General features: G+C 64.7%; 25 protein-coding genes. 17 read left to right on the forward strand and 8 right to left on the reverse strand.

Annotation, left to right across the window (positions count from 1 at the left end):
* Window positions 1-59: 59 nt before the first annotated feature.
* The 5 genes from mnmE to rpmH form a co-directional block, all read right to left on the reverse strand.
* Complete coding sequence (gene mnmE / locus QMX79_RS02385; protein WP_282243960.1) at window positions 60-1,403, reverse strand: tRNA uridine-5-carboxymethylaminomethyl(34) synthesis GTPase MnmE; 1,344 nt, start codon at window positions 1,401-1,403, stop codon at window positions 60-62.
* A 3-nt stretch (window positions 1,404-1,406) separates the two neighbouring features.
* Window positions 1,407-4,085: a polysaccharide deacetylase family protein gene (locus tag QMX79_RS02390; protein ID WP_282243962.1), complete on the reverse strand. Its 2,679-nt coding sequence runs from the start codon at window positions 4,083-4,085 to the stop codon at window positions 1,407-1,409.
* Between the two features lie 142 nt (window positions 4,086-4,227).
* Window positions 4,228-5,919, reverse strand: coding sequence for a membrane protein insertase YidC (gene yidC, locus QMX79_RS02395; RefSeq protein WP_282243964.1), 1,692 nt, complete (start codon window positions 5,917-5,919; stop codon window positions 4,228-4,230).
* On the reverse strand, window positions 5,919-6,407 hold the full coding sequence (rnpA, locus tag QMX79_RS02400) for a ribonuclease P protein component (RefSeq protein WP_214902958.1): 489 nt from the start codon (window positions 6,405-6,407) through the stop codon (window positions 5,919-5,921). Before rnpA ends, yidC begins: the two co-directional genes overlap by 1 nt.
* A gap of 5 nt (window positions 6,408-6,412) precedes the next feature.
* Complete coding sequence (gene rpmH / locus QMX79_RS02405; protein ID WP_006404565.1) at window positions 6,413-6,553, reverse strand: 50S ribosomal protein L34; 141 nt, start codon at window positions 6,551-6,553, stop codon at window positions 6,413-6,415.
* 253 nt (window positions 6,554-6,806) lie between these two features.
* Between rpmH and dnaA the strand changes: the two genes are divergently transcribed.
* The 15 genes from dnaA (at window position 6,807) to QMX79_RS02480 (ending at window position 23,662) form a co-directional block, all read left to right on the forward strand.
* Window positions 6,807-8,141, forward strand: coding sequence for a chromosomal replication initiator protein DnaA (gene dnaA / locus QMX79_RS02410; protein ID WP_068848017.1), 1,335 nt, complete (start codon window positions 6,807-6,809; stop codon window positions 8,139-8,141).
* 276 nt (window positions 8,142-8,417) lie between these two features.
* Complete coding sequence (dnaN, locus tag QMX79_RS02415; protein ID WP_068848019.1) at window positions 8,418-9,518, forward strand: DNA polymerase III subunit beta; 1,101 nt, start codon at window positions 8,418-8,420, stop codon at window positions 9,516-9,518.
* A gap of 798 nt (window positions 9,519-10,316) precedes the next feature.
* A complete protein-coding gene (gene recF, locus QMX79_RS02420) occupies window positions 10,317-11,414 on the forward strand; it encodes a DNA replication/repair protein RecF (RefSeq protein ID WP_282244016.1) in 1,098 nt (365 codons plus the stop codon).
* Window positions 11,415-11,524: 110 nt separating this feature from the next.
* Window positions 11,525-13,984 (forward strand): DNA topoisomerase (ATP-hydrolyzing) subunit B, encoded by a 2,460-nt coding sequence (gene gyrB, locus QMX79_RS02425; RefSeq protein WP_282244018.1) that lies wholly within the window; start codon window positions 11,525-11,527, stop codon window positions 13,982-13,984.
* Window positions 13,985-14,057: 73 nt separating this feature from the next.
* Window positions 14,058-14,897, forward strand: a complete 840-nt coding sequence (locus QMX79_RS02430; RefSeq protein ID WP_282244019.1) for a CPBP family intramembrane glutamic endopeptidase — start codon at window positions 14,058-14,060, stop codon at window positions 14,895-14,897.
* Between the two features lie 68 nt (window positions 14,898-14,965).
* Window positions 14,966-15,772, forward strand: coding sequence for a M48 family metallopeptidase (locus QMX79_RS02435; RefSeq protein ID WP_093535447.1), 807 nt, complete (start codon window positions 14,966-14,968; stop codon window positions 15,770-15,772).
* A 132-nt stretch (window positions 15,773-15,904) separates the two neighbouring features.
* Window positions 15,905-17,110, forward strand: a complete 1,206-nt coding sequence (locus QMX79_RS02440; RefSeq protein ID WP_282244026.1) for a tetratricopeptide repeat protein — start codon at window positions 15,905-15,907, stop codon at window positions 17,108-17,110.
* A 256-nt stretch (window positions 17,111-17,366) separates the two neighbouring features.
* Complete coding sequence (locus tag QMX79_RS02445; protein ID WP_282244118.1) at window positions 17,367-17,924, forward strand: energy transducer TonB; 558 nt, start codon at window positions 17,367-17,369, stop codon at window positions 17,922-17,924.
* Between the two features lie 84 nt (window positions 17,925-18,008).
* Window positions 18,009-18,770, forward strand: coding sequence for a TonB-system energizer ExbB (gene exbB / locus QMX79_RS02450; protein ID WP_068848033.1), 762 nt, complete (start codon window positions 18,009-18,011; stop codon window positions 18,768-18,770).
* Between the two features lie 57 nt (window positions 18,771-18,827).
* A complete protein-coding gene (locus QMX79_RS02455; protein WP_282244029.1) occupies window positions 18,828-19,253 on the forward strand; it encodes a biopolymer transporter ExbD in 426 nt (141 codons plus the stop codon).
* Between the two features lie 3 nt (window positions 19,254-19,256).
* Window positions 19,257-19,673 (forward strand): biopolymer transporter ExbD, encoded by a 417-nt coding sequence (locus QMX79_RS02460; RefSeq protein WP_068848037.1) that lies wholly within the window; start codon window positions 19,257-19,259, stop codon window positions 19,671-19,673.
* Between the two features lie 79 nt (window positions 19,674-19,752).
* Window positions 19,753-21,222 (forward strand): cardiolipin synthase, encoded by a 1,470-nt coding sequence (cls, locus tag QMX79_RS02465; RefSeq protein ID WP_282244032.1) that lies wholly within the window; start codon window positions 19,753-19,755, stop codon window positions 21,220-21,222.
* Window positions 21,223-21,285: 63 nt separating this feature from the next.
* Window positions 21,286-21,570: a hypothetical protein gene (locus QMX79_RS02470; protein ID WP_282244034.1), complete on the forward strand. Its 285-nt coding sequence runs from the start codon at window positions 21,286-21,288 to the stop codon at window positions 21,568-21,570.
* Window positions 21,567-22,310: a pyridoxine 5'-phosphate synthase gene (locus QMX79_RS02475; protein WP_282244036.1), complete on the forward strand. Its 744-nt coding sequence runs from the start codon at window positions 21,567-21,569 to the stop codon at window positions 22,308-22,310. The genes QMX79_RS02470 and QMX79_RS02475 overlap by 4 nt, the downstream gene beginning before the upstream one ends.
* Before the next feature lie 260 nt (window positions 22,311-22,570).
* A complete protein-coding gene (locus tag QMX79_RS02480; protein ID WP_282244038.1) occupies window positions 22,571-23,662 on the forward strand; it encodes a PA0069 family radical SAM protein in 1,092 nt (363 codons plus the stop codon).
* Window positions 23,663-23,668: 6 nt separating this feature from the next.
* Here QMX79_RS02480 and QMX79_RS02485 read toward each other — a convergent pair whose 3' ends face one another.
* On the reverse strand, window positions 23,669-24,739 hold the full coding sequence (locus tag QMX79_RS02485; protein WP_282244040.1) for an XVIPCD domain-containing protein: 1,071 nt from the start codon (window positions 24,737-24,739) through the stop codon (window positions 23,669-23,671).
* Window positions 24,740-24,773: 34 nt separating this feature from the next.
* Window positions 24,774-25,178 carry a hypothetical protein gene (locus tag QMX79_RS02490; RefSeq protein WP_282244043.1) on the reverse strand — a complete coding sequence of 135 codons (405 nt, stop codon included), beginning with the start codon at window positions 25,176-25,178 and terminating at the stop codon, window positions 24,774-24,776.
* A gap of 304 nt (window positions 25,179-25,482) precedes the next feature.
* Here QMX79_RS02490 and QMX79_RS02495 point away from each other — a divergent pair, with 304 nt between their 5' ends.
* Window positions 25,483-25,803 carry a hypothetical protein gene (locus tag QMX79_RS02495; RefSeq protein ID WP_282244045.1) on the forward strand — a complete coding sequence of 107 codons (321 nt, stop codon included), beginning with the start codon at window positions 25,483-25,485 and terminating at the stop codon, window positions 25,801-25,803.
* On the forward strand, window positions 25,803-26,129 hold the full coding sequence (locus QMX79_RS02500) for a hypothetical protein (RefSeq protein WP_282244047.1): 327 nt from the start codon (window positions 25,803-25,805) through the stop codon (window positions 26,127-26,129). The genes QMX79_RS02495 and QMX79_RS02500 overlap by 1 nt, the downstream gene beginning before the upstream one ends.
* Here the strand turns inward: QMX79_RS02500 and QMX79_RS02505 are convergent.
* Window positions 26,116-26,673: a transglycosylase domain-containing protein gene (locus QMX79_RS02505; RefSeq protein WP_282244049.1), complete on the reverse strand. Its 558-nt coding sequence runs from the start codon at window positions 26,671-26,673 to the stop codon at window positions 26,116-26,118. The genes QMX79_RS02500 and QMX79_RS02505 overlap by 14 nt on opposite strands.
* Between the last annotated feature and the right edge of the window lie 59 nt (window positions 26,674-26,732).

The following is a 26,732-nucleotide window of genomic DNA, read 5'->3' on the forward strand; positions in this document are numbered from 1 at the left end:
GCTAGCGCAGCTTATTGAACGTGCTGCCTTTCCCGGTCCGTGAAGTTGGCAGTATCGGCTTACTTCCCAATACAGAAGCTCGAGAAGATCCGCCCCAGCAGGTCATCGGCGCTCATCCGCCCGGTGATCTCGCCCAGCGCCTCGTGCGCCAGGCGCAGCTCTTCGGCAGCCAGCTCCAGGTGTTCGTGCACCAGCTCGGCTTCGGCGCGCTCGGCGTGGCCGATGGCCAGGGTGATCGCCTCCACGTGGCGGGCGCGGGCGGAGAACTCACCCTCCACGCTGTCGCCGGCGCTGCCGCTGGCCAGCTCGCGCAGGCGGGTGTGCAGCAGGTCCAGGCCCTGGCCGGTGGCGGCCGAGACGTGCACCACGTTGGCGTCGATGTCGGCCGGCAGCGCCTCGAGCAGGTCGCTCTTGTTGTGGATCCACAGTTGCAGCGGCACCTCGGCAATCGCATCGGCCACCGCCGCGTGGCCGGCCTGCGGGTCGCGCGCGTCGAGCACGATGATGGCCAGGTCGGTGCGCTGCATCTCGGCGCGGGCACGGCGCATGCCTTCGCGTTCGATGGCGTCGCCGCCTTCGCGCAGGCCGGCGGTGTCGACCAGGGTCAGCTCCAGCCCATCAATGCGGATGGTTTCGCGCAGGGTGTCGCGGGTGGTGCCGGCAATGTCGGTCACGATGGCGCGTTCGCTGCCGGCCAGCGCATTGAGCAGCGAGCTCTTGCCTGCGTTGGGCGGTCCGACCAGCACGGCGTGCAGACCATCGCGCAGGCGGCGGCCGCGTTCGGCATCGTCGCGCAGGGCCACCAGCGCACGCAGCACCTCGCCCAGGCCCAGCCGCACCTGCTCACCGCCCAGCGTATCCAGCGGCTCGTCGGCGAAGTCGATCGCCGCTTCCACATGGATGCGCAGGCGCACCAGCTGCTCGCCAGCCGCGTCCACGCGGCGCGAGAACACGCCGTCCAGCGAGCGCCGCGCCGCGCGGGCGGCACGGGTATCGCTGGCCGCGATCAGGTCGGCGATGGCTTCGGCCTGGGCCAGGTCGAGCTTGCCGTTGAGGAAGGCGCGCTCGCTGAACTCGCCGGGCCGCGCCTGTCGCGCGCCGAGTGCGATGCAGCGACCGACCAGCTGCTGCAGCACCACCGGGCTGCCGTGGCCCTGCAGCTCCACCACGTCTTCGCCGGTGAAGCTGCGCGGATTCGGGAAGTACAGGGCGATGCCGTCATCCAGCACCTCGCCAGCGGCATCGCGGAAGCGGGCGTAGTGCGCGTGCCGCGGCTGCAGTGGCGGGCAGCCCAGGTCCACGGCGATGCGCAGCGCCTGCGGGCCGGACACGCGCAGCATGCCCACGCCGCCGGCACCGGGCGCGGTGGCGATGGCAACGATGGTGTCGGTGGCGGCGTTCATGGCTCAGAGCTTCTCCAGCTGCGCGCGTGCCTGGGCAGCGCCGCTGCCCTGCGGCTGCAGCGCCAGGTAGGTGGTGTAGGCCTGCTTGGCCTTGGTCTTGTCGCCGGCGTGGAAGTACGCATCGCCCAGGTTGAGGTGGGCCACCGCGCGCGATGGGTCGATCTTCAGCGTGTTCTCCAGCCAGCGCGCCGCTTCAGCGTAACGCTGCTGGCGGTAGTAGACGAAGCCGAGGTTGTTGGCGGCCTGGGCGAAGTCCGGGCGCAGCTTCAATGCTTCGGTGAACTGGGCCACCGCCTCGTCATAGCGCTTCTCTCGGTACAGCTGCAGGCCACGGTCGTTGGCCTGCTGCGCGCGCTGGCGGTCGGAGGTGGGCACGGCCGCCGGCACCACCAGCGTGCTCTTGCCGCCCTGCAGGTCGGCCACGGTCACCGGTGCCTCGCCGGGCGGTTTGGCGTCCTGCGCGGCATCCACCCGGTTGTTGAGCGCGATCGCGTCCGCCGAGAGCTGGCTGGTATCGGCGTTGAGGTATTCCTGGCTGTCGGGCACCTGGAACACGAACTCGCCGCCCTGCGAACCGGGCAGGCTGCCGAACGCCGGGGTCTGCCGGGATACCGCCGATACCGCCGGCGCCACGTACGCTGCCAGTTCGGTGCCGGTGATCAGGCCATCGCCATTGAGGTCGCCCTTGCCTGCCAGCGCCTGCAGAAGCACCCAGGTGAACACCGAATGGCCGTTCGGGCCGCTGTCGGCGACCTGCTGGTCGCTGCCGCCGGCGGTGAGCATCTGCCGCGCACTGCGCTTGGCGTTCTCACGCAGGAACGCCGATGACGACGGGCCGCCACGGGTCAGGCCCAGGCCGCTGTAGCAGGCATCCATCACGAACATCACGTGCTTGGCCTGCATGCTTTCAGCGATGTTCTGGATGTCGGTCATCGCGATGGCATCGGTGGCGAACTCGTTGGGATCCGAATCCACCGGGATGATGTAGCCCAGGTCGCGGCCCGACGCCAACCGGCGCGTGGCGCCATGGCCGGCGAAGAACACGAACACGCGGTCGTTGCGGCCGGTGCGGTCATCGGCCAGGCGGTCGTGGAACGCGGCCAGGATGTTGTTGCGGGTGGCCTGCTTGTCCTTCAGCACGATCACCTGCGAGGACGGGAACTTGAACTGGCCGGTCAACGTATCGGCGATGGCTTGGGCATCGTGGCTGGCGTATTCCAGCCGCGGCCACTTGGCGTACTCGTCGATGCCGATCACGATCGCCCAGGACTTCTCGTAGCCGGTGGTGACGGTGGCTTCGCTGGCGGCAGCGCTGCGCGGGCGGCTGACGGTGAACTCGCGGCCATTCCAGCCGGCGAACTGGTAGCCCTCGGCGATCAGCCGGTCCAGGATCTGCGGCAGTGCCTTCACCGCGCGGTCGTGGATGTCGTGGAACAGGATGATCCCGCGCTGCTCTTTCTGCACCTGGCCCAGCACGCGCTGCACGATCGATTCGGGCACCGGGTCGGCCCAGTCCATCGAATCAATGTTCCACATGATCGACTTCAGGCCCGCCTCGTTGAGCAGCTGCAGGCCTTCGGCGTTGCGTGCGCCATAGGGGAAGCGGAACAGCGGCGCGCGGCGCTTGTCCACGTCCTTGAGCAGCGTGTCGGTCACCAGCACCTGCTGGCGAAGCGCGTCGCCGGTGGTGCGCGACAGCTGCGCGTGGGTCAGGCTGTGGTTGCCCACGGCGTAGCCCTGTTCCATCAGGTTGCGGCTGATGCCGGCCATCGGGCCCAGCTTCACGCTGCCATCGGCATGCACTTCGCCCAGGTTGCGACCCACTTCGAAGAACACGCCCGGCACGTCGTAGCGCTTGAGGATGGCCACCACCTCGTCGGTGTAGGCCTTGTGCGGGCCATCGTCGAAGGTGAGCACCACCGTCTTGGGCGGCAGGTCGCGGCCGAAGATCTCGCGATCGCTGTCCTTCATCGACATCGGGTACGGCTCGATCACGCCGTAATCGCGCAGGATCGCCTCGCGGCTGTACTGCTTGTGCAGGTGGGCGAGGTAGTCGTCCCACTTTTCGCGCTTGAGGGTGATCGCGCGGGTGCGGTCGAAGCGGCTGAAGATGTTGGTGATTTCCTGGTTGTAGTTGCGCTCGATTTCATCGAGCGCGTCCAGGTCCTCGCCCACGCGCTGGTGCAGCTTCACCGCCGGCAGCGAGGAATCGGTGCCGATGCGCTCGTGCAGGTCGCGCAGCACTTCGCGGAACGCCAGGCGGTCGGCGTCGTACAGTTCCGGTGCCGATTCGATGTAGTCCAGCACCGTGCCCAGGGTGGTGAAGCGCTGCGGGCTGCTGCCGCGCAGCAGCGCATCGAACTGGGTGGCGATGGCCTGGCGCTGGTCCAGCCCATCGTGGAACAGCTGCTGGCCGATGCGGCTGGAGGTGTCGCGGTCGCGCGCCGACTGCTGCGCTTCGTCGGCCAGCAGCACGATGATGCGGCGGTGGCCGTCGAGCTGCTTCTGCAGGGCGGTGAGCAGCGGCGCGGCCGCAGGATCTGCAGATGCCGCGGCCTGCGCGCTGGGGTGGGTCGGGGTCGGCGTTGCCGGGGCGGCGGGGCCGTTGTTGCCACAGCTGGCAACGGCCAGGGTCAGCAGCAGCAGGGACGGCAGGCGGAACAACGACGACGCACGGGGCATGGAGGGCTCGGTGGGTGATGCGGGTGGGTGAATGCAGGCGATTGTATCGCTGGCAAAGAAAAACCCGCCGGAGGGCGGGTTTCTCTTTGGAGGTCAGACGACCAGGAAGGTCAGACGACCAACGGTCGTCTGCTACCACCGCTTATTTTTTAGCGGTGGCCGGGACCGGGTCGCCGCCGTGGCGCTTGGTCATCCACCACTGCTGCAGCAGGCCCAGGCCGCCGTTGACCACCCAGTACAGGACCAGGCCGGACGGCATGAAGGCCATCATGACGCCAAAGATCAGCGGCATCATCTGCATCATCTTGGCCTGCATCGGGTCCATGCCCGGTGCCGGGGTCAGCTTCTGCGTGGCCCACATCACCGCCACGTTGATCACCGGCAGGATGAAGTACGGGTCGCGCGCGGTCAGGTCCTGGATCCAGCCCAGCCACGGGGCCTGGCGCAGTTCCACCGATTCCACCAGCACCCAGTACAGCGCGAAGAAGATCGGCATCTGGATGAGGATCGGCAGGCAGCCGCCCATCGGATTGATCTTTTCCTTCTTGTACAGCTCCATCATCGCGGTCTGGAACTTCTGGCGGTCATCGCCATAGCGCTCCTTGAGCTGCGCGATGCGCGGCTGGAAGCGACGCATCTTGGCACCGCTCTTGTACTGCACCGCCGACAGCGGATACAGCACCAGCTTCAGCAGCACCACCAGGCCCACGATGGCCCAGCCCCAGTTGTTGACGACCTTGTGGACCTGGTTCAACACCCAGAACAGGCCCTGGCCGATCACGGCCATGATCGAGAAGCGGCTGTAATCGACAACGCGATCCAGGCCCGGCACATCTTCCTTGGCGATCTGGTTGACCAGCTTCGGGCCCACCCACAGGCGTGCCTCGCTGCTCACCTGCTGGCCCGGGGCCACGGTGAACGCCGGGCCGGTGGCCTGGATCTGGTCGCGGCCGTCATGCTGGGACAGCGAGTAGTTCGCGGCCTGGTCCTTCTGCGGCACCCACGCGGTGAAGAAGTGGTGCTGCAGCATCGCCACCCAGCCACCGGTGACCTGCTGGTTCAGCGGGCCATCGTCCAGGTAATCCTTGAAGGCACGGCGCTGGTACTTGCCGTCCTTGTCGAACCAGGTCGCGCCGTTGAAGCTGAACGAGTCCGGGTTGGTCATGCTGCGCGACAGGATCGTCGGCGTGCGGTCCAGGGTGCGGTACACGTAGCCGCTCCACGGGGTGGTGCCGGCGTTGATCACTTCGTCCTTGACCTTGACCGCGTATTCATTGCGGTTGACGGTGAAGGTACGGCGGATGCTCACGCCGTTCGGGCCATTCCACACGAACGGGATCTGCAGTTCGTCCTGGCCCTTGGCCAGCACGAAGTCCTTGGCATCGCCTACCAGCGTGAAGCCGTTGGCTTCCGGCACCGGCATGCTCTTGTCCTGGCTGGTCCAGCCGGTCACCGCGCGGTACGGGTGGGCCGGGTCTTCGGTCAGCAGGCGCACCGGCGGGCTGCCGTCGTCCTTGGTCTGCGGGAACTGCAGCAGCTCCGCATCCAGCACGGTGCCGCCATCGAGCACCAGGCGCAGCACGTCGGTGGTGACGGTCACGCGCGGCGCGCCGGCCTGGGCCTGCGCGGTCGGCTGGGTGGCCGGGGCGCTGCCCGGGGCCTGCGGCACGTTGGCACCGGGCACGGAGCCCGTTGCGCCCGGCACCGGTGCCTGGGTCTGGGCGGCCACCGGGGCGGTGGGCGCCGGCTGGGCCTTGTCGCTACCCCACTGCATCCACAGCAGGATGGCCACCATCAGCCAGGCAACAATCAGGAAAACGCGGGTCTGGTTCATCAGCGTGCAGGCTCGACGGGGCCGGCAGCAGGTGCCGGCTCGGACTGGGAAAGGGGTGCAACCCCGGGCGGCGGCATTGTGCCGTCCGCGCCCGGCATGGGCAATGCGCCCAGCCGGCGCAGCAGGCGCTCGAAGGCCTGGCGGATCTCGGAATTACTTGCGGTACGGGCGGAACTGCGGGCAACTACGACATAATCGCCGGCAGTCATCCACGGCCGTAGGTGGCGTGTGGCATCGCGCAGCACACGCTTGATACGGTTGCGACCCACGGCTCGGGGATCGACTTTGCGCGAAACGGCAAGACCCAGCCTGGCCGGCGTGTCGCTCTTCAGCCAGTGCAGGGTCATCAGCGGTTCGGACACACGGCGGGCGCCGTTGAAGACCGTTGTATATTCGGCACGCGTACGAACCCGCGCAGAGCGAGGAAATCGCTTGCGCGGGTCGGAACTGCTCACAGTCAGGATTGCGTCTGCCGCGGGAAGCGGCATTGCAATCAAGCGCTCAGGACTTTACGGCCCTTGGCGCGGCGACGCGACAGGATCTTGCGGCCGTCAGCGGTCTTCATACGGGCACGGAAGCCATGGTCGCGCTTACGCTTGAGGTTGCTGGGTTGGAAAGTGCGCTTGGTGGCCATGCGGGCCTCTATATGAAGGGGACGGAAAGAACCGGAAATTCTATAGACCTACCCCGGGGCGCGTCAAGCCCATGTCACTACGGGATTTCACCGGCCTGTGCAATAGCTGTGGATCATTTTGTGAATAACTTCGGGACAACCATTACCGGCACCCCGCGTCGGTGGTAGTCTGCGCCATCCATTCTTTCCCCTTCCGGCCTGCGGCACGGCGGCTTTCTGCGCCCCAACCGCTGGCCCCAGACGATTATTGCCGATGGATGCCTGGTCCCGTTGTCTCGAACGCCTTGAGGCGGAGTTCCCGCCCGAAGATGTTCACACCTGGTTGAAGCCGCTGCAGGCCGATCTGCGCGCGGACAGCCTGGTGCTTTATGCGCCAAACGCCTTCATCGTCGACCAGGTCCGCGAGCTGTACCTGGCGCGGATCAAGGAACTGCTGGCGCACTTCGCCGGTTTTGGCGACGTTTTTCTTGAAATCGGCTCGCGTCCGCGGGCCGTGGAGGCGCAGATCGCGCCGATTCCGGGCCATTCCGCGCCCGCTGCGCCGGTTGAGCCGCTGGTGCCGTTCGCCGGCAACCTGGATTCGCACTACACCTTCACCAACTTCGTGGAAGGCCGCAGCAACCAGCTGGGCCTGGCCGCGGCGTTCCAGGCGGCGCAGAAACCGGGCGACCGGGCGCACAACCCGCTGCTGCTGTACGGCGGCACGGGCCTGGGCAAGACCCACCTGATGTTCGCCGCCGGCAACGCCATGCGCCAGGCCAACCCGGCCGCCAAGGTGCTGTACCTGCGCTCGGAACAGTTCTTCAGCGCCATGATCCGTGCGTTGCAGGAAAAAACCATGGATCAGTTCAAGCGCCAGTTCCAGCAGGTGGACGCGCTGCTGATCGATGACATCCAGTTCTTTGCCGGCAAGGACCGAACCCAGGAAGAGTTCTTCCACACGTTCAACGCCCTGTTCGACGGCAAGCAGCAGATCATCCTCACCTGCGACCGGTACCCGCGCGAAGTCGAAGGGCTGGAAGCGCGCCTGAAGTCGCGGCTTGCCTGGGGCCTGTCGGTCGCCATCGAGCCGCCGGACTTCGAAACGCGCGCGGCGATCGTGCTGGCCAAGGCCCGCGAACGCGGTGCTGAGATTCCCGACGATGTGGCGTTTCTGATTGCCAAGAAGATGCGCTCCAATGTCCGCGACCTCGAAGGTGCGCTCAATACCCTGACCGCCCGTGCCAACTTCACCGGCCGCGCGATCACCACCGACTTCGCCCAGGAAACCCTGCGCGACCTGCTGCGTGCCCAGCAGCAGGCCATCAGCATTCCCAACATCCAGAAAACCGTGGCCGACTACTACGGGCTGCAGATCAAGGATCTGCTGTCCAAGCGCCGGACCCGTTCGCTGGCCCGTCCGCGACAGGTCGCCATGGCCCTGACCAAGGAACTGACCGAGCACAGCCTGCCTGAAATCGGCGATGCCTTTGCGGGTCGTGACCACACCACGGTGCTGCATGCGTGCCGGCAGATCCGGACGCTGATGGAGACCGACGGCAAGTTGCGGGAAGACTGGGACAAGCTGATCCGGAAGTTGAGCGAATGATGCATGCACGCCGCACGGGCGTCATCGCATAAAACGGTGCAAAATCCGGGTGTAAGCGAGGGACAGGCTGTGGATAAAAAACCCGTTTGAGTTGGCGGGATTTTTATCCACAGGCTTCCCCACCCCTTGGGGGGTAGTAGTGCAGAGGGTTTCGAGGCCATAAAAGCCTTTATTTACAAATACTTAGATGTGTTTTCCCGCAATTCTGGCTCTACCATCACCACCAAGCTTTTGATTTATTCCACATCTTTTTAAAGCATAGGGGCACGGAACCACATGCGTTTCACACTGCAGCGCGAAGCCTTTCTCAAGCCGTTGGCACAAGTCGTCAACGTGGTCGAACGCCGCCAGACCTTGCCGGTTCTGGCTAATTTCCTGGTCCAGGTCCAGAACGGGCAGCTGTCGCTGACCGGTACCGACCTGGAAGTGGAGATGGTGTCGCGGATCGCGGTGGATGATGCCCAGGACGGCGAGACCACCATCCCGGCACGCAAACTGTTCGAGATCATCCGCGCCCTGCCCGACGGCAGCCGGATCACCGTCTCGCAGACCGGTGACAAGATCACCGTGCAGGCCGGCCGCAGCCGCTTCACCCTGGCAACGCTGCCGGCCAACGACTTCCCGTCGGTGGACGAAGTGGAAGCCACCGAGCGCGTGGCCATTGGCGAAGCCACCCTGAAGGAACTGATCGAGCGCACCGCGTTCGCGATGGCCCAGCAGGACGTGCGCTACTACCTCAACGGCCTGCTGTTCGACCTGCGCGGCGATGCGCTGCGCACCGTCGCCACCGACGGCCACCGCCTGGCGCTGTGCGAAACCGACCTGGAAAAAGCCAGTGGCGCCAAGCGTCAGATCATCGTGCCGCGCAAGGGTGTGACCGAACTTCAGCGCCTGCTGGAGAGCGGTGATCGCGAGATCGAGCTGGAAGTCGGCCGCAGCCACGTGCGCGTCAAGCGCGACGATGTGACCTTCACCTCCAAGCTGATCGACGGCCGCTTCCCGGATTACGAGGCCGTGATTCCGATCGGTGCCGACCGTGAAGTGAAGGTCGATCGCGAAGCCCTGCGTGCCTCGCTGCAGCGTGCCGCGATTCTGTCCAACGAGAAGTACCGCGGCATCCGCGTGGAAGTCTCGCCGGGCAACCTGAAGATCAGCGCGCACAACCCGGAGCAGGAAGAAGCCCAGGAAGAGATCGAAGCGGATACCACCGTGAGCGATCTGGCCATCGGCTTCAACGTGAACTACCTGCTGGACGCCCTGTCTGCACTGCGCGACGAGCACGTGGTCATCCAGCTGCGCGATTCCAACTCCTCGGCCCTGGTGCGCGAAGCCAGCAGCGAGAAGTCGCGTCACGTGGTGATGCCGCTGCGTCTCTGACCTGACGCTTGGTTCCACGTGGAACCGCGGTAACCAAGAAGCCCGGCCAAGTGCCGGGTTTCTTTTTGCCCCGACGTTCCACGTGGAGCATCTACCGAACTGCTTCGCCGCCTCCTGCGTGGCTACCTTCGATCTCGCGTCCTGTCGCTTAAATCTCTGCGCCTCGATCTCGATTGCCATCAACGAGGAGATCGTTGGATTTTCTACGGAAAGAGCAGCCACGCAGCGCGTGGCTCTACGGGGTTCGAAGAACGGTCTGGTTTGCCCCTGGATCCCAGCTCTAAGCTTTTAAAAACTGTATATAAATCTAAAGCTAGGTGGTGGTGGTAGAGCCAGATTTGGTTGAAAAGTATCTTATCTAATTGAATTTAAAGGGGAATATGTACCTGAAACCCCGGTAAAACAGGGTCTGAGCCTGGGGTTCAACCTGTGGATATCTTTCAGGAGTGCCCAAGGCCTGCTTTTTATCCACAGATTGCACAGAGATTGTGCATAAGTCATACAGACCCCCTGTGGATAGCCGGAAATGGAAGGCCTCAATCTCGCGAGATCTGAGAACGCCTACCCTGCCCCGCTCTTCAGATTTCAAAGAATCGAGCGCCTCGTCGGAATGGACCGCCGCCAGTCCGATCTCCAAGGAGCGCAAATTCCTTGAAATCTGCACGGCTACACCCGTGGTGCTCTTCCAGATTTCAAAGAATTCACGGTGTCTCGGACGTGCGGCGAAACCACCCCGATGCAGTAAGCTGATCGATTGCCCCAACCCTTCTGCCGCAACTGCGGCCCAGATCCGATCGCATGTACATCCGTCGTCTGTCCCTGCACCAGGTTCGCCGCTTTGACAGCGTGGAACTGGCCCCGCAACCGGGCATCAACCTGATCACTGGCGACAACGGCGCGGGCAAGACCAGCGTGCTCGAAGCCCTGCACGTGATGGCGTACGGACGCAGTTTCCGCGGGCGGGTGCGCGATGGTCTGGTGCGCCAAGGCCAGGATGCGCTGGATGTCTTCGTTGAATGGGACGAACAACGTTCCGGTGCGGATTCGGCTACGCGCCGCAAGGCCGGGCTGCGCCACAGCGGCCAGGAATGGAAGGGACGGCTCGATGGCGAAGACGTCGCACAGCTGGGAAACCTCTGCGCAGCCCTTGCTGTGGTTACCTTCGAGCCTGGCAGCCACGCGCTGGTCAGCGGCGGTGGCGAACCGCGTCGTCGGTTCCTGGATTGGGGTTTGTTCCACGTGGAACCAGACTTCCTTGCCCTGTGGCGACGGTATTCGCGGGCCCTGAAGCAGCGCAATGCCCTGCTCAAGCAAGGCGGGCACCCGAATGCACTGGATGCGTGGGATCGGGAGCTGGCGGAAGCCGGCGAACCGCTCACCACCCGCCGCCAACACTACCTGGACCGCCTCCAGGACCGGACCATCGGCTTGGCGCAGGATCTGGCCCCGAACCTGGGCATCCAGTCACTGACCCTGAGCCCGGGCTGGCGCAAACACGAACTTTCCCTGTCCGACGCCCTGCTGCTGGCCCGGGAGCGTGACCGATTGGCGGGCTACACCTCCGTGGGACCGCACCGGGCCGACTGGAGCGTGGGGTTTGCTACGATTCCCGGTCGCGATGCGCTCTCGCGCGGCCAGGCCAAGCTCACCGCCCTCACCTGCCTGTTGGCCCAGGCCGAGGATTACGCCGAACAGCGCGGCGAATGGCCGGTGATCGCGCTGGATGACCTGGCCTCAGAGTTGGATCGTACCCATCAAGCCCGGGTACTGGACCGCCTGCGTGCAGGCCCCGCGCAGATCTTCATCACCGCCACCGAGACCCCCGCCGCACTGCAGGACCGCACCGATATCACCCGGTTCCACGTGGAACATGGCCAGGTCCAGCTTGTGCCATAGTGCTGGCAGGGGCGGAAGCGCCCGGCTGGTATAATTGCTGTTGCAACCCCTTATCCATCGGCGCCCCGCTTCCTGCGGCGGCCCGACCTGCGGAGCCTATGGCAAGCGCAATGACTGAAGAACAGAACACTCCGGCACCTACCGGCAATTACGACGCCAACAGCATCACCGCCCTGGAAGGCCTGGAGGCGGTCCGCAAGCGGCCCGGCATGTACATCGGCGACGTCCATGACGGCACCGGTCTGCACCACATGGTGTTCGAAGTCGTCGACAACTCCATCGACGAAGCGCTGGCGGGCCACGCTGACCACGTTGCGGTGACGATCCACGCCGACGGCTCGGTCTCCGTGTCCGACAACGGCCGTGGCATCCCCACCGGCAAGCACGGGCAGATGAGCCAGAAGCTCGGCCGCGAAGTGTCTGCTGCCGAAGTGGTCATGACCGTGCTGCACGCCGGCGGCAAGTTCGACGACAACAGCTACAAGGTTTCCGGCGGCCTGCACGGCGTCGGCGTCAGCGTGGTCAACGCGCTGTCGCAGAAGCTCACCCTGGACATCTTCCAGAGCGGCTTCCACTTCCACCAGGAATACGCCGATGGCGCGGCCGTCAGCCCGCTGGCCCAGGTCGAAGCCAGCACCAAGCGCGGTACCACCCTGCGCTTCTGGCCGTCGGTGGTCGCGTTCCACGACAACGTCGAGTTCCACTACGAGATCCTGGCGCGCCGCCTGCGCGAACTCTCGTTCCTGAACTCCGGCGTCAAGATCGTCCTGGTGGATGAGCGTGGTGATGGCCGCCGCGACGACTTCCACTACGAAGGCGGCATCCGCAGCTTCGTGGAGCATCTGGCGCAGCTGAAGACCCCGCTGCACCCGAACGTCATCTCGGTCACCGGCGAGTCCAACGGCATCACCGTGGACGTGGCGCTGCAGTGGACCGATTCCTACCAGGAAACGATGTACTGCTTCACCAACAACATTCCGCAGAAGGACGGCGGTACCCACCTTGCCGGCTTCCGCGGCGCGCTGACCCGCGTGCTCAACAACTACATCGAGCAGAACGGCATCGCCAAGCAGGCCAAGATCAACCTGACCGGCGATGACATGCGCGAAGGCATGATCGCCGTGCTCTCGGTGAAGGTGCCCGACCCCAGCTTCTCCAGCCAGACCAAGGAAAAGCTGGTCAGCTCGGATGTGCGCCCGGCCGTGGAAAGCGCGTTCGGCCAGCGCCTGGAAGAGTTCCTGCAGGAAAACCCGAACGAAGCCAAGGCCATCGCCGGCAAGATCGTCGACGCTGCCCGTGCCCGCGAAGCCGCGCGCAAGGCGCGCGACCTGACCCGCCGCAAGGGTGCGCTGGATATCGCAGGCCTGCCCGGCAAGCTGGCCGACTGCCAGGAAAAAGACCCGGCGTTGTCCGAACTGTTCATCGTCGAGGGTGACTCCGCAGGTGGTTCGGCCAAGCAGGGTCGCAACCGCAAGAACCAGGCCGTGCTGCCGCTGCGCGGCAAGATCCTCAACGTGGAACGTGCCCGCTTCGACCGCATGCTCGCCTCCGACCAGGTCGGTACGCTGATCACCGCACTGGGCACCGGCATCGGCCGCGACGAGTACAACCCGGACAAGCTGCGCTACCACCGCATCATCATCATGACCGACGCCGACGTCGACGGCGCGCACATCCGTACCCTGCTGCTCACCTTCTTCTACCGGCAGATGCCGGAGCTGATCGAGCGTGGCCACGTCTACATCGGCCTGCCGCCGCTGTACAAGATCAAGCAGGGAAAGCAGGAGTTGTACCTGAAGGACGACCCCGCGCTGGATGCCTACCTGGCCAGCAACGCGGTGGAAAACGCCTCGCTGATTCCGGCCGAGAACGAGCCGGCCATCGAAGGCGTCGCCCTGGAGAAGCTGCTGCTGGCCTACGCCTCGGCGCAGGAAGCGATCGGCCGCAATGCCCATCGCTACGACCGCCAGGTGCTTGAAGCGCTGGTCGATTTCACGCCGATGGACCTGGAGCACCTGCGCAAGGCCGGCGCCGACGAAGGCCTGGCCGCACTGGCCAAGCGCCTCAACCAGGGCAGCCTGGGGTCGCCGCGTTTCAGCCTGGAACTGCAGGAGCCCACCGAAGAGCGTCCCGCAGCGCTGCTGGTCACCCGTCGCCACATGGGCGAACAGCTGATCCAGGTGCTGCCGCTGTCGGCCTTCGAAACCGGTGAGCTGCGTGCCCTGCACCAGTCCTCGCTGCTGCTGCACGGGCTGGTGCGTGAGGGTGCCAGGATCGTCCGCGGTGCCAAGTCGTCGGAGATCGGTGGTTTTGCCGATGCCCGCAACTGGCTGCTGGACGAAGCCAAGAAGGGCCGCCAGATCCAGCGCTTCAAGGGCCTGGGTGAAATGAATCCCGAACAGCTGTGGGACACCACCGTGAACCCCGATACGCGCCGGCTGCTGCAGGTGCGCATCGAGGACGCCGTGGCGGCCGACCAGATCTTCAGCACCCTGATGGGTGACGTGGTGGAACCGCGCCGCGATTTCATCGAAGACAACGCGTTGCGGGTCGCAAACCTGGATATCTGACACAATCGGCTCAGGGCCGGCCGGTTGCGACCTGCAACCGGCCTGGCCACCGCCTATTGCTGCCAGGAACCCGATGTCCGCTACCGCTCCGGCGTCCACCACGCCTCCGCTGCCGCCCGCCCTGCCCAAGGCGCCCCAACGGAAACCAGGCTCGCCCGTTGCGGGATTCCTGATCGACCTGGGTATCGCCACCCTGGCCCTGCTGGGTCTCAGCCTGGCCAGTGGCCTGCTCTGGGGCCTCTACCGCGCGGTGGTCGTGGTCCGCGACACCGGCGCACACGCGGCCGAAGCGCTCGCCCAGCAGGTGGGCCAACCCGGCGCGCTCGCGCAGATCCTGATGGCCGTGTTCGCCACCGGCGGTGCTGCCGTATTCCTGTACTTCCTTCGCCGCCGTGCCGACGCCAACGAGCGCCGCGCCTCGTTCGAGGCTGCCCGCCGCCCATCCACCTGGGGCTGGACAGCATTGGTTGCCGTGGGCGTGATCATCGGCAGCAACGGCATTGCCTGGCTGGCCCGGCAGGCCGGTATTGAACCGGTACCCACCAACCTGGCCCTGATGGAACAGGCGCTGGCCCGCTTCCCGTGGTTCCTGGCCGTGTTCGCCATCGTGCTGGCCCCGGCCTACGAAGAACTGCTGTTCCGCCGCGTGCTGTTCGGCCGCCTGTGGCAGGCCGGCCGCCCGTGGCTGGGCATGCTGCTCAGCAGCCTGGCATTTGCCCTGGTCCATGAAGTCCCCGGCACCAGCGCGAACGGCCCCTGGGAAATCGCCCAGCTGTGGCTGGTATATGGCGGCATGGGCGCCGCGTTCGCCTGGCTGTACCAGCGCACCGGCACCTTGTGGGCACCGATCGTGGCGCATGCGTTGAACAACGCCATCGCCCTGGCCGCCTTGGTGTTCCTGGGCTTGCACTGACCCGACGGTTTGACAAAACCTTACATTCCGCACGCCACACTGCAGACATGAACACGGGAGTCCCCGCCTTGAAACCCTTGCTGCTCGGACTTGTCATCACCTTGGCGCTCAGCGCTTGCGCCACCACCACCTCGCCCACCGGGCGCAAGCAGATGGTGGGTGGCGTCTCGCAGGCCGAGCTGGACCAGCTCGGCGCGCAGGCCTTCGCCGAAACCAAACAGAAGCAGAAGATCAGCAGCGACGGCCGCCAGAACGGATACGTGCAGTGCGTGGTCAATGCGCTGGTCGCCCAGCTGCCGCCTCAGTACCGTGGCGTACGGTGGGAGACCGCCGTGTTCGTCGATGCCGAGCCGAACGCCTTCGCCCTGCCCGGCGGCAAGGTCGGCGTGAACACCGGCATCTTCACCGTGGCCAAGAACCAGGACCAGCTCGCCGCCGTGATCGGGCATGAGATCGGCCATGTCATCTCGCGCCACCACGAAGAGCGCCTCACCCGCCAGATGGGCGCGCAGACCGGCCTGGCCGTGCTCGGCGCGCTGGCTGGCGCAGCGTATGGCGACGGCGCGGCCAGCACGGTCAACCAGCTTGGCGGCGCCGGCGCCCAAGCGGCGTTCCTGCTGCCCGGTTCGCGCACCCAGGAAAGCGAAGCCGACGTGGTCGGCCAGCGGCTGATGGCCGAGGCGGGTTTCGACCCGGCCCAGGCCGTGAACCTGTGGCAGAACATGATGGCTGCCAGCGGCGGGCGTTCCCCGCAATGGCTGTCCACCCACCCGGACCCGGCCAACCGGATCCGGGAGCTGCAACGCGATGCCCCCGCCCTGACCGGTGTTTTCCAGCAGGCCCAGGCCGCTGGACGGCGCCCGAAGTGCGGGTGATTCGACTAAAGGATGCTGTATTGCAGCATCGGAAACGATTTCTCACGCCATCAGTTTCTGATACGTTTGGCGGCTCAGATTTTTCTGACAGTCCGTTTTGATGCCGCCGCGGCGGTTCGATCGAGGTGAAAGATGATTTTCCGCAACCACAAGCAAGCCGTGCTTTCCGTCCTCATCGCGACCGCCATTGGTGGCGTTGTGGTCACTGACGCCGTCGCCCAGACCCGCACCACCGATCGCAGCGCCGATCGCCGTGGTGGCAAGAAGGACCAGGCCAAGGCCGAAGCGCTGTACCCGCAGGCCACCCGTGCCGAGCCGGACATCAAGGCGTCGCCGAAGCTGGGCAAGCAGCTGCAGAAGATGATCGACAGCTACAACGATCAGAAGTTCCCCGAGACGCTGGCCGCGGCCAATGAAATCCTGGGCAACAGCGCCGCCAATGCGTACGACAAGTCGCTGGCCGCGCAGCTGGCCTCGCAGGCCGCCTACAACACCGACGACAACGCCGCTGCCAAGAAGTACCTGCTGCAGGTGCTGGAATTCAACGGCCTGGACAACAACGGCCACTTCCAGTCGATGCTGATGCTGGGCCAGCTGCAGATCCAGGACGACCAGCTTGCCGAAGGCCTGGCCACCCTGGACAAGTACTTCGCTGAAACCAAGTCGACCAAGCCGGAAGAGCTGATCATCAAGGGCCAGGCCCTGTACCAGCTCGAGCGCTACCAGGAAGCGGTGCCGGTCATCCAGCAGGCCATCGCCGGTGCCACCGAGCCGAAGGACAACTGGAACCAGCTGCTGATGGCCGCCCTGTCCGAGTCCGGCCAGACCGGTGAAGCGGTGAAGCAGGCCGAAGCCCTTGCCGCCAAGAACCCGGCCGACAAGAAGGCCCAGATGAACCTGGCCAGCATGTACCTGCAGGCCGACCAGATGGACAAGGCCGGCGCGGTCATGGACAAGCTCTTCAAGGGCGGCCAGCTGACCGAGGAGCGCGAGTACAAGCAGGCGTACTCGATCTACGCCAACTCGGACAAGAAGGAAGCCGAGGTCATTGCGGTGATCAACGATGGCCTGCAGAAGGGCATCCTGAAGCCGGATTACCAGGTGTACCTGGCCCAGGCCCAGGCGTATTACTACTCGGATCCGCCGCAGGTCGAAAAGGCGATCGAAGCGTGGCAGAAGGCCGCCCCGCTTTCCAAGGACGGTGAAACCTACTTGAACCTGGCACGTGTCTTGCATTCGGAAGGTCGCATTCCGGAGGCCAAGACGGCCGCCCAGCAGGCGCTGGCGAAGGGTGTGAAGAACCAGGCCGATGCCAAGAAAATCATCAACCTGAAGTAAGTAGGAATAACGCCTGAACGCCTGCGTGAGTGATGCGCAGGCGCTCAGGATTGGTATAAGCTTGGAGGTTCCTGCGGTGTCATGCACCGCTGATCATGGGCTATCTGTCCCCAGGTACCCGGCCCCACTAATGAGCTCTTGGCGCATGACGGAACAACTAGTCGTTCACAGGTACGAACAACGCGATGACACCGGCCTCAGCTGGCCGCGCATCGTGGGTATCGCCTTTGTAATCGCATTGCATCTCGCCGCCCTGATGCTGCTCCTTATTCCCGCCGTGGCCCCCAAGGCCATCACGGAGAAGGAACGCAACATCATGGTGACCCTGGTCGACGCTCCGCCGCCGCCCCCACCGCCGCCGCCGCCGCCGCCGCCGACTGAAACGCCGCCGCCGCCGGTCAAGAACCTGTCGCCGCCCAAGCCCTCGCCGGTGCCGCCGCCGCCGCAGGCGCCGGTGATCGACGTGCCGGAACCGCGTCCGAACGACATCGTCACGCCGCCGAGTCCGCCGAGCCCGCCGCAGCCGCCGAGTTCCATCGAGGCCAGCGTCGATATCTCGTCCAAGGCCATGAATCCCCCGCGTTACCCGCCGGCTGCATTCCGCGCAGGTATCCAGGGTGAAGTGATCCTGATCATTGATGTCGATGCCAACGGCAACGTCACCAATGTGTCGGTCGAAAAGTCCAGCCGTAACCGCGATCTGGACCGTGCCGCGATGGAAGCCGCCCGTAAATGGCGCTTCAACGCTGCCGAATCGGGCGGGAAGAAAGCTGCAGGTCGCGTCCGCGTCCCGGTCAACTTTGCGCTGAATTGATGGGCCGGGTGGCCTGCCGGCCACCCACCCGTCACTTGAACCTAGCTACAACATTCATCACCACACACAACAAAGGTAAGCGTCATGCTGCAGGAACTCTTCATCGCCGCTGCTGCCGGGGGCAACCCGTCGAATGCCCTCTCGCAGATGGGCTTCGAGCATCTGATCCACGAAATGACCTCCAAGCCGGGCGACTTCGCCGTCTCCTGGGTCGTGCTTCTGACCCTGGTGATCATGTCGGCCATGTCCTGGTACTGGACCGTCATCAACATCTTCCGTGCTACCCGCCTGAAGAGTGCTGCTGACAAGGTCGTGAGCCTGTTCTGGGATACCCCGAACGCACAGGACGCCATCCGCGCCATGGAAGAACAGCCGGCTTCCGAGCCGTTCTCCAAGATCGCCCTGGACGCAGCCCAGGCTGCTGCCCACCACCAGCGTGCCGAAGGTGGCGCCACCGGTGGTCTGGGTGAAAACCTGAGCCGTTCGGAGTTCGTCGACCGCGCCCTGCGTCAGGCCGTGACCCGCGAAAGCAACAACCTGCAGTCAGGCATGACCCTGCTGGCCACCGTCGGTGCAACCGCTCCGTTCGTCGGTCTGCTCGGTACCGTGTGGGGCATCTACGGCGCGCTGATCAAGATCGGTGCAACCGGTTCGGCCTCCATCGACGCCGTTGCCGGCCCGGTGGGTGAAGCCCTGATCATGACCGCCATCGGTCTGTTCGTGGCAATCCCGGCCGTGTTCGCCTTCAACTTCTTCAGCAAGATCAACAGCGCCACGATCAGCAAGTTCGATACGTTCGCTCACGACCTGCACGACTTCTTCGCCACCGGTTCGCGCGTCCGCTAATTGCGACGCGCTGTACCCAGCGAGAACGTAGTCAACACGATCTAGACGGAGCCCGTTATGGCTTTCAGTAGTGGTAACAGCGGCGGCCCCATGGCCGACATCAACGTTACGCCCCTCGTGGACGTGATGCTGGTGCTGCTGATCATCTTCATCATCACGGCGCCCCTGATGTCCCATAAGGTCAAGGTCGACCTGCCCGAGGCAAACCTGGTGCAGAACCCTGACGATGCGGCTGATCGTAAGGGCCCCATCACCCTGGCGGTGAAGGAAGACGGCTCGATTTACTGGAACGACGAAGAAATCGACAAGCAGACTCTCGAGTCCCGCCTGGCGACCGCCGCCCAGCAGACCCCCCAGCCCCCGCTCAATCTGCGTGGTGACCGCACCACCAAGATGCGCGTCATCAACGAGATGACGAAGATCGCGCAGGAGCAGGGCATGCTCGACGTTGGCTTCGTGGCCACCAAAGAGAAGGGGCAGTAAGCCATGGCATTCAGTTCTGGTGGTGGCAAGGGCCCAATGGCCGACATCAACGTTACGCCCCTCGTGGACGTGATGCTGGTGCTGTTGATCATCTTCATCGTTACCGCGCCGATCATGACGTACCCGATCGCCGTGGACCTGCCGCAGCGCGTGCTCAACCCACCGCCGCAGCTGGTCGAACCGCCGCCGCCGATCGAGCTGCGGATCGACGCCAGCAACCAGGTGTTCTGGAACAACAGCCCGGTTGCAACGGCTGAGCTCCAGCAGCGTATGGAACAGGAAGTGCAGCGTGACCCGACCAACCAGCCCGAGCTGCGCATCGACGCCAGCCCGGACTCCGAGTACGACGTGATGGCCAAGGTTCTGGCCGCCGCGAAGAACGCGCAGATGAAGAAGATCGGGTTCCAGCAGCAACAGTAAGACGCAACATCAAGTCATGACGCGACTGGAAAGCGCCCCCTGGAAACAGGGGCGCTTTTTTTTTAGCTATGATCCGCGCATGCTTGCCACCTACCCCGCGCTTGCCGAATGGCTCCACTGGCTGGATGCCGTTCCGCACCTGCGCCCGCTGCTCATTGCCGCCTACGTGCTCTACCTGCTGTGGCTGATCGGCTGGATCATGCTGCAGAAGCGCGAACCGGTGGCCACCCTCAGCTGGATCCTGTCGCTGGCCGCGCTGCCCTACCTGGGCCTGTTCGTGTACTACCTGCTGGGCCCGCAGAAAGTGAAGCGGCAGCGCCTGCGCCGTGGCCGCGCGCGTTCCGGCATGGAGCACTACAACAGCGTGTGCCCGCCGGATGCGGACTGCACCGAACTGGCCAAGATCGCCCAGGCCACTACCGGGCTGGCGCCCAGTTCGGCCACCGAAGTGGAGTGGCTGGTGGATGGCGCGCAGACCTATGCCGCGCTGTTGAAGGCCGTGGCCCAGGCACGCGACCACCTGCACGTGGAGTACTACATCTTCAATCCCGACCACGCGGGCACCGCGCTGCGCGATGCGCTGGTCGAGCGCGCGCGCGCCGGCGTGCGCGTGCGCCTGCTGCTGGATGCGGTGGGTTCCTCCAGCATCCGCAACGCCTTCCTCAAGCCATTGCGCGAAGCCGGTGCCGAAGTCGCGTGGTTCCATCCGCGCCAGCTGCTCAAGCCGTTCAAGCGGCCGTGGATGAACATGCGCACCCACCGCAAGCTGGTGGTGATCGACGGCCGCATCGCCTTTACCGGTGGCATCAACATCACCGATGAAGAAGACGAAAGCCGCCGGCCCGACGCCTACCGCGACCTGCACATGCGCCTGGTCGGGCACGTCGTGCGCAGCCTGCAGCTGGTGTTCGTCGAAGACTGGATCTACGCCACCGGCGAGCCCCGGGAACGCTTCAACATCGCCCAGCTGTGGCCCAACGACATGCCCGGTCGCCAGGACGGCACGATCAACACGCAGGTGCTGGTCTCGGGCCCGGATTCCTCGTGGGAAACCATCCACCGGCTGCAGGTCGCCGCCATCCACGAAGCGCGCAAGCGCGTGTGGCTGGTCACGCCCTACTTCGTGCCCGGCGAGGCCGCGCGCATGGCCCTGACCTCCGCGGCGCTCGGCGGCCTGGACGTGCGCCTGCTGGTGCCGAAGATGAGCGACTCCTGGTTCGTCACCCAGGCCGCGCGTTCGTACTTCGATGAACTGCTGCAGGCCGGGGTCAAGATCTACGAGTACGGTCCGCGCATGCTGCACACCAAGGCCTTCATCGCCGACCACGACGTGTGCATCGCCGGCAGCGCCAACTTCGACCACCGCAGCTTCCGGCTCAATTTCGAGCTCTCCATGATGATCAGCGACGAAGCGTGCGTGGCCGAACTGGAGAAGATCCTGGTGGCCGAATTCGCCGCCGCCAGCCCGGTGCGGGACGACCGCCGCCGCTCGCTGTGGCTGCACCGCGTGCCCGAGGCGTTCGCCCGCCTGGCCTCCCCGCTGCTGTAGCGGCCACGTGGAACCGGCCCCCGCCCCGGCGCTACACTGCGCAGGTCAACGGGGAGAATGACAATGTATTGGCTGTTCCTGCTGCTGTCGCTGGGCTGTTTCACCTTCGCCATCAAGACACCGTCCACCGGCCTGATGATGCTGTGGCTGGCCGGCGCACTGGTGTTCCTGCTGGCCTGGATCCGCGGCCGCTACCTGGCCAGCTTCGGCGGCAGCCAGCGCGATACCGCCGGCCCGCACGACATCTACAACGCGATCGACCCCGCCGAGCTGCGCCGGCTGCGTGAGCAGGCGCAGGCCCGCCGTGACGCCGACCGCGATCCGAACGACCTTCCACCGAGCCTATGACCCACCTCAGCGTCAACGTGAACAAGATCGCCGTCCTGCGCAATTCGCGCGGCGGCCAGGACCCGGATGTACTGCAGGCCGCCACCGCCTGCCTGGACGCCGGCGCCCACGGCATCACCGTGCACCCGCGCCCCGACCGCCGGCACATCCATGCCGAGGACGTGCTCGCCCTCTCGGCGCTGACCACCGCGCGCGGCGTGGAATTCAACATCGAAGGCAACCCGTTCGCCCCGCCGCGCCCGGGGTACCCCGGCCTGCTGCCGCTGTGCGCGCAGACCCGCCCGGCCCAGGCCACCCTGGTGCCCGACAGCGACGGCCAGCTCACCTCCGACCACGGCTTTGATTTCAGCCGCGACGCCGAGCGCCTGCGCCCGTTGATCGCGGAACTGAAGCGCTACGGCTGCCGCGTCAGCCTGTTCGTGGACGCCGGCAACCCCGACCTGGCCCAGGCGGCCGCTATCGGTGCCGACCGCGTCGAGCTTTACACCGGCCCCTACGCCGAGGCGCACGCCGCAGGCGACGCCACCGTCATGCTGGCGCTGTTCGCCGACGCCGCCCGCCGTGCCCAGGCCGCCGGCCTGGGCGTCAATGCCGGCCACGACCTTTCCCAGGAAAACCTCCGCGATTTCCTGCAAACGGTGCCGAACGTCCTCGAAGTCTCCATCGGCCATGCCCTCATCAGCGAATCCCTGTATGCCGGGCTGGACGCAACGGTAAAGGGCTACCTCGCCCTTCTTTGAGCGCGCTGTTCCGCGCACCTGCGTAGATCCGGGCCCTGCCCGGATGCTCCTGGCGTGCAACCAAAGGTCCCATGAGCACCTGTGGATAACCTTGGGGACCAAACCACAACGATTCAGCCCAAACCCAACGGGGACGCGGATTCCGCTTCCCTTCGACCCTGTGGTTAGTAATACTACTAACCCATGCGCAACGCTCCACCCTTCCCTGCGCTCCACACAACGTCTCAACCCCTGAGACGTCCCGCCGGTAGCCTCTGAAGATGGGTATCGCAATCAAAGGCCGTGGTTCCACCACGCATCTCGCCGGCCGTTTCGAAGTCACGGTCAGCGAAGCAATGGACGACGGCTGGGAACCGGAAACCAGCGAAGAATTCGCAGCCCCGCGCCTGCGTACCGAAGTGCGCGCCGAAACCGCGCGCAGCATCATCAGCCGCAACAAATCGCCCGACGTGGGTTTCAGCCAATCGGTGAATCCCTACCGCGGCTGCGAGCACGGCTGCTCGTACTGCTTCGCGCGCCCCTCGCACGCCTTCCTCAACCTGTCCCCGGGCTTGGACTTCGAAACCAAGCTGTTCGCCAAGACCAACGCGCCGCAGCTGCTGCGCAAGGAACTCTCGCGGCCTGCCTACACCCCGCAACCGATCGCCCTGGGCATCAACACCGACGCCTACCAGCCGATCGAGCGCAAACTCAAACTCACCCGCCAGCTGATCGAAGTGATGCTGGACACCCAGCACCCGTTCTCGCTCATCACCAAGAACGCCCTGGTAGAGCGCGACATTGACCTGCTCGCGCCGCTGGCGGAGAAAAACCTGGTCAGCGTGCACTTCTCGGTGACCTCGCTGGACCCGCATCTGTCGGCGCGCCTTGAGCCGCGCGCATCGGCCCCGCACGCGCGCCTGCGCGCCATGCGTCGCCTGCACGACGCCGGCATTCCGGTGGGCGTGATGGTGGCCCCGGTGATTCCCTGGATCAACGATGCGGAACTGGAAGCAGTGCTCGAAGCATCACGCGACGCCGGCGCCAGCACCGCCGGTTACGTGCTGCTGCGCCTTCCATTGGAAGTGGCGCCGCTGTTCCGCGACTGGCTCGATACGCATCACCCCGACCGCGCCGCGCACGTGATGAGCACCATCAACCAGCTGCGTGGCGGCAAGGATTACAACAGCGAGTTCGGCAGCCGTATGCGCGGTGAAGGCGTTTACGCGGACCTGCTTTCCAGCCGCTTCAAGCTCGCCCGCAAGCGCCTTGGCTTCGATGCGCAGAACAGCCATTGGCCGAAGCTCGATTGCACGAAGTTCGTGCGGCCGCTGCCGCCGCGCGAGGATTCTCCGCAGGGGCAGTTGTTCTGAAGCGTCCTACCGCATATGCGGCGAGGCGCTCTGGGTGTACACCGCCTGCTCGATAGCATCTGATTGCGAACGTGTCTGTTGCTGCGTCACCACATCACGCGCTTGATTCATGGACTCAACCCGCGCGAAAGATTGCGCCTCCGAAACGGCAATCGCATCACCGGTCGCCATGCTTGCACGATGCTGCGCGGGGTCATTCAAGGCTCCCTCCACCAGAAACACCCTCTCCCCACCCGCATGACGTTCCGTGGCCTGGTTGAGGACCACATGGTCCACCCGTGACAACCCTTCCTCTTTAGCCAATACAAGCAAGCTGGCCGTCATGCGCTCGCTCGAAACATCCCACTGACGATCATGCTTGGAATCCAGCGTTTCCACACCCGCGCGGATCTGCCCATAGAGCCTGCCGTCCGCGGGATCAAGGTGGGACGTGCCCGGCGTCACCGCATCCAACGTCGGCTCTGGATTGCCCTGGCGGCGAAGTCGTGGCGCAATGTGCGCGTCGTAGTGAGCGCCGTAGTACAGCTCATATGTTGCATGCGGACCGACGGACGGTCGCTCTGTCTTGAAGATCTCGGCAATCTGGTCCAACGCGGCATCGCGCGTAAGCGCGCCAGCGAGATGTTGATCTGCGATGGCCTGATATCGGCGTGGCCGGTCGCCGGAGCCAGAGATACCAATATCGGGGCCGCCACCATTCACTATTTCCCGGCGAATATGTGCGTTGCTAAGCGTGGCTGCAGCTTCGCCGCGCAGCAGTGTTCCGACGAACGCTTGCTTGGACGACTGATCCGGCTGCTCGGTGAAGCGGTGGTGCCCGATCTCATGGGAGAGAGAACGCGCAATCCGCCCGCCTTGGTTGGCAGCGTTTGCGTCAATGACGATCTTGCTGCCCGGCACGAGGTAAGTGCCGCCGCCCGCCGCACCCCATTCGACGTTGATGCCGTCCCGGTTGAGCTGCGCAAGCCCGCTGCGAAGCGTGGGGCACTTCTCAAGAAATGCGGCCAGCGTCGCATCAGCCAATGGGGACGAAGCGCGTGTCGGTGCAGGTGCCGCCGCGGGATCAGGGTTATCCATTCTGCATATCCTTTGCCATGGCCAATGACCCGGATCAGCGCTTGCTGATCGATACGTAGCTCACATGCACCTGGTCAGGCCCTAGACCGACGATCACCGTTGCTCCACCAGTCTGAAGCGACCAGTACGCATTGGAGTCCGGTGCGTCCGGGCGCGGTGGATAGAGCACCGCGGCGGGCCAAGGTGCATCCGTCATCATCAATGCCGATGGCTCAACGCTCATCAGCAGTGTTGCGTGCCTGGGATCATCCCGCGCGGAGCGCAACTCGATGCTCCGCAGCGAAATCCCTGCAATGGCACCCGCATCCGCCTTGCGCACGTTGAGCTGGTCATCCGACCCAACCGGCCCGAGTTGCGACCCAAGCAACGCGTCCACCGCTGCAATATCGTCGAAGGGGGTCTCGATCAGTTGATCCACATCATGACGAAGGCGGTCCATCAGATTCTCACTCCTGGATTCGGTAGACGGACTGGCCTTCGCCATCCCGGACTTGGCTTCCAATGCACCACCTGCACAGCCTGCGGTCAACACGCCGGCCAACAGCGCGAAAAGGCCCCTGATGAGGGACGGGAATGCTGGTTCAGTCGTCCGTACGGTCATGGTGTCCAGATGCCTTCGGGATCGGCAAGAATCTATCATGGCGCCAGAAACCAAGCGTGAGCGAGAGGCAGCTCTTGGAGCTAGTAGTGTGTGGAAACTGTAATACTCGTCACATTCGGACACCGTTCCGCAGGAGCCGACCATGGAAGGTAAGAGGACAATCGAACAACCGCCTTCCCTTAGAGAAAGAACACGTCTCTGGGTCGGTTTCCTCCTCGCATGGATCGCGCTGCCGTGGGTGCTCGACCTTGGCAATGACCTGATCACGTTCGCCTTGCACCAGATCTACTACTGGCCCTTTGCATACTGGCTGGGCGAGCCATTCTTCATGCCCGACAGTGAAGTAGGCTTCTTCGTGCAGCCTTCTGGCAGGGCAATGGTAGGGTGCATCTATCTGGTGCTTGCTGGCGCCGCCCTCATGCTGCGCCGTCGCAGGCGCAAGCGATTTCAACGGAGCGCGTGATGGACATCGAGAGCTACCTCGCACTCATGCACTTCCACCCCAGGTGGAAAGAGTACGGCCTGGTGCCAGAAGATCATCTGCAGCTGCTGATGGAGACCTACGAACCTGGCATGGAGAATGCCTCCGAACACGACCGCAACGGCGTCTTCCACTGGTGGCTGAAGCAGTCTCCATCGAAGGATGCGCTGGTGAAGCTGGTCGAGCTCTCCTACCTGGATGCTGACCAGCTGATGGCCGACGACGTCAGAAGACACATCACCACGAGTGAGGGCTTTGATAGTGAAGTCGCGCAGGCCATTGCCCGCGGCGCCGTCAGAGAGCGTTGAGCTGTGTGCTGCGCGCCCGGGAAAGCAGGATGTCTGTACGCGCCCGCAGCCGTTCAGGATGCTGGGCATAGAGGTCAGGCGCCCATGTGTAGGCAACCACCATCGCGGCCTCTTCATCCGACAGCGCGTCCAGGGGCTTGGTGAACAAGCGCTGCGAAAGTGAGTTCATCCCCTGTCTCTGTCCGTTGTAGGCAAGGGTTGCATAGAGCCCCAATACCTCTTCCTGCGACAGGTGCAGGGAGACAAGCCGCTCCCACAGGAAGCTCCGCACGTGCCAGTCAAGCATGCCTTTGCGGGGCAGCCAACGGGAATGCAACTGACGCGCCACTACTGCGGACGGCAATGCACCATCATGCTGTGAACGGATGTAGGCGCGAACCTTCGAAGGCGGCGAACGATCCAGCGGATCTGCATTCTCCAGGACGGCTCGCATGTCATCGCGGTGTGGCCAGAACACCAACGCGTCATAGATCAGGAATGCCACGGCGGGAGCCAGCAGCAGGGTGCACACGATGGCGATCAATACTTTTGCGCCGCGCTTCATATGCCCTCCTATCCTTGAATGACAGATCCATGGCCTGGCTGTACAACCTCGCCACGTCA

The sequence above is a fragment of the Stenotrophomonas sp. PS02300 genome (assembly GCF_029959395.1).
Taxonomy (GTDB): domain Bacteria; phylum Pseudomonadota; class Gammaproteobacteria; order Xanthomonadales; family Xanthomonadaceae; genus Stenotrophomonas; species Stenotrophomonas maltophilia_AD.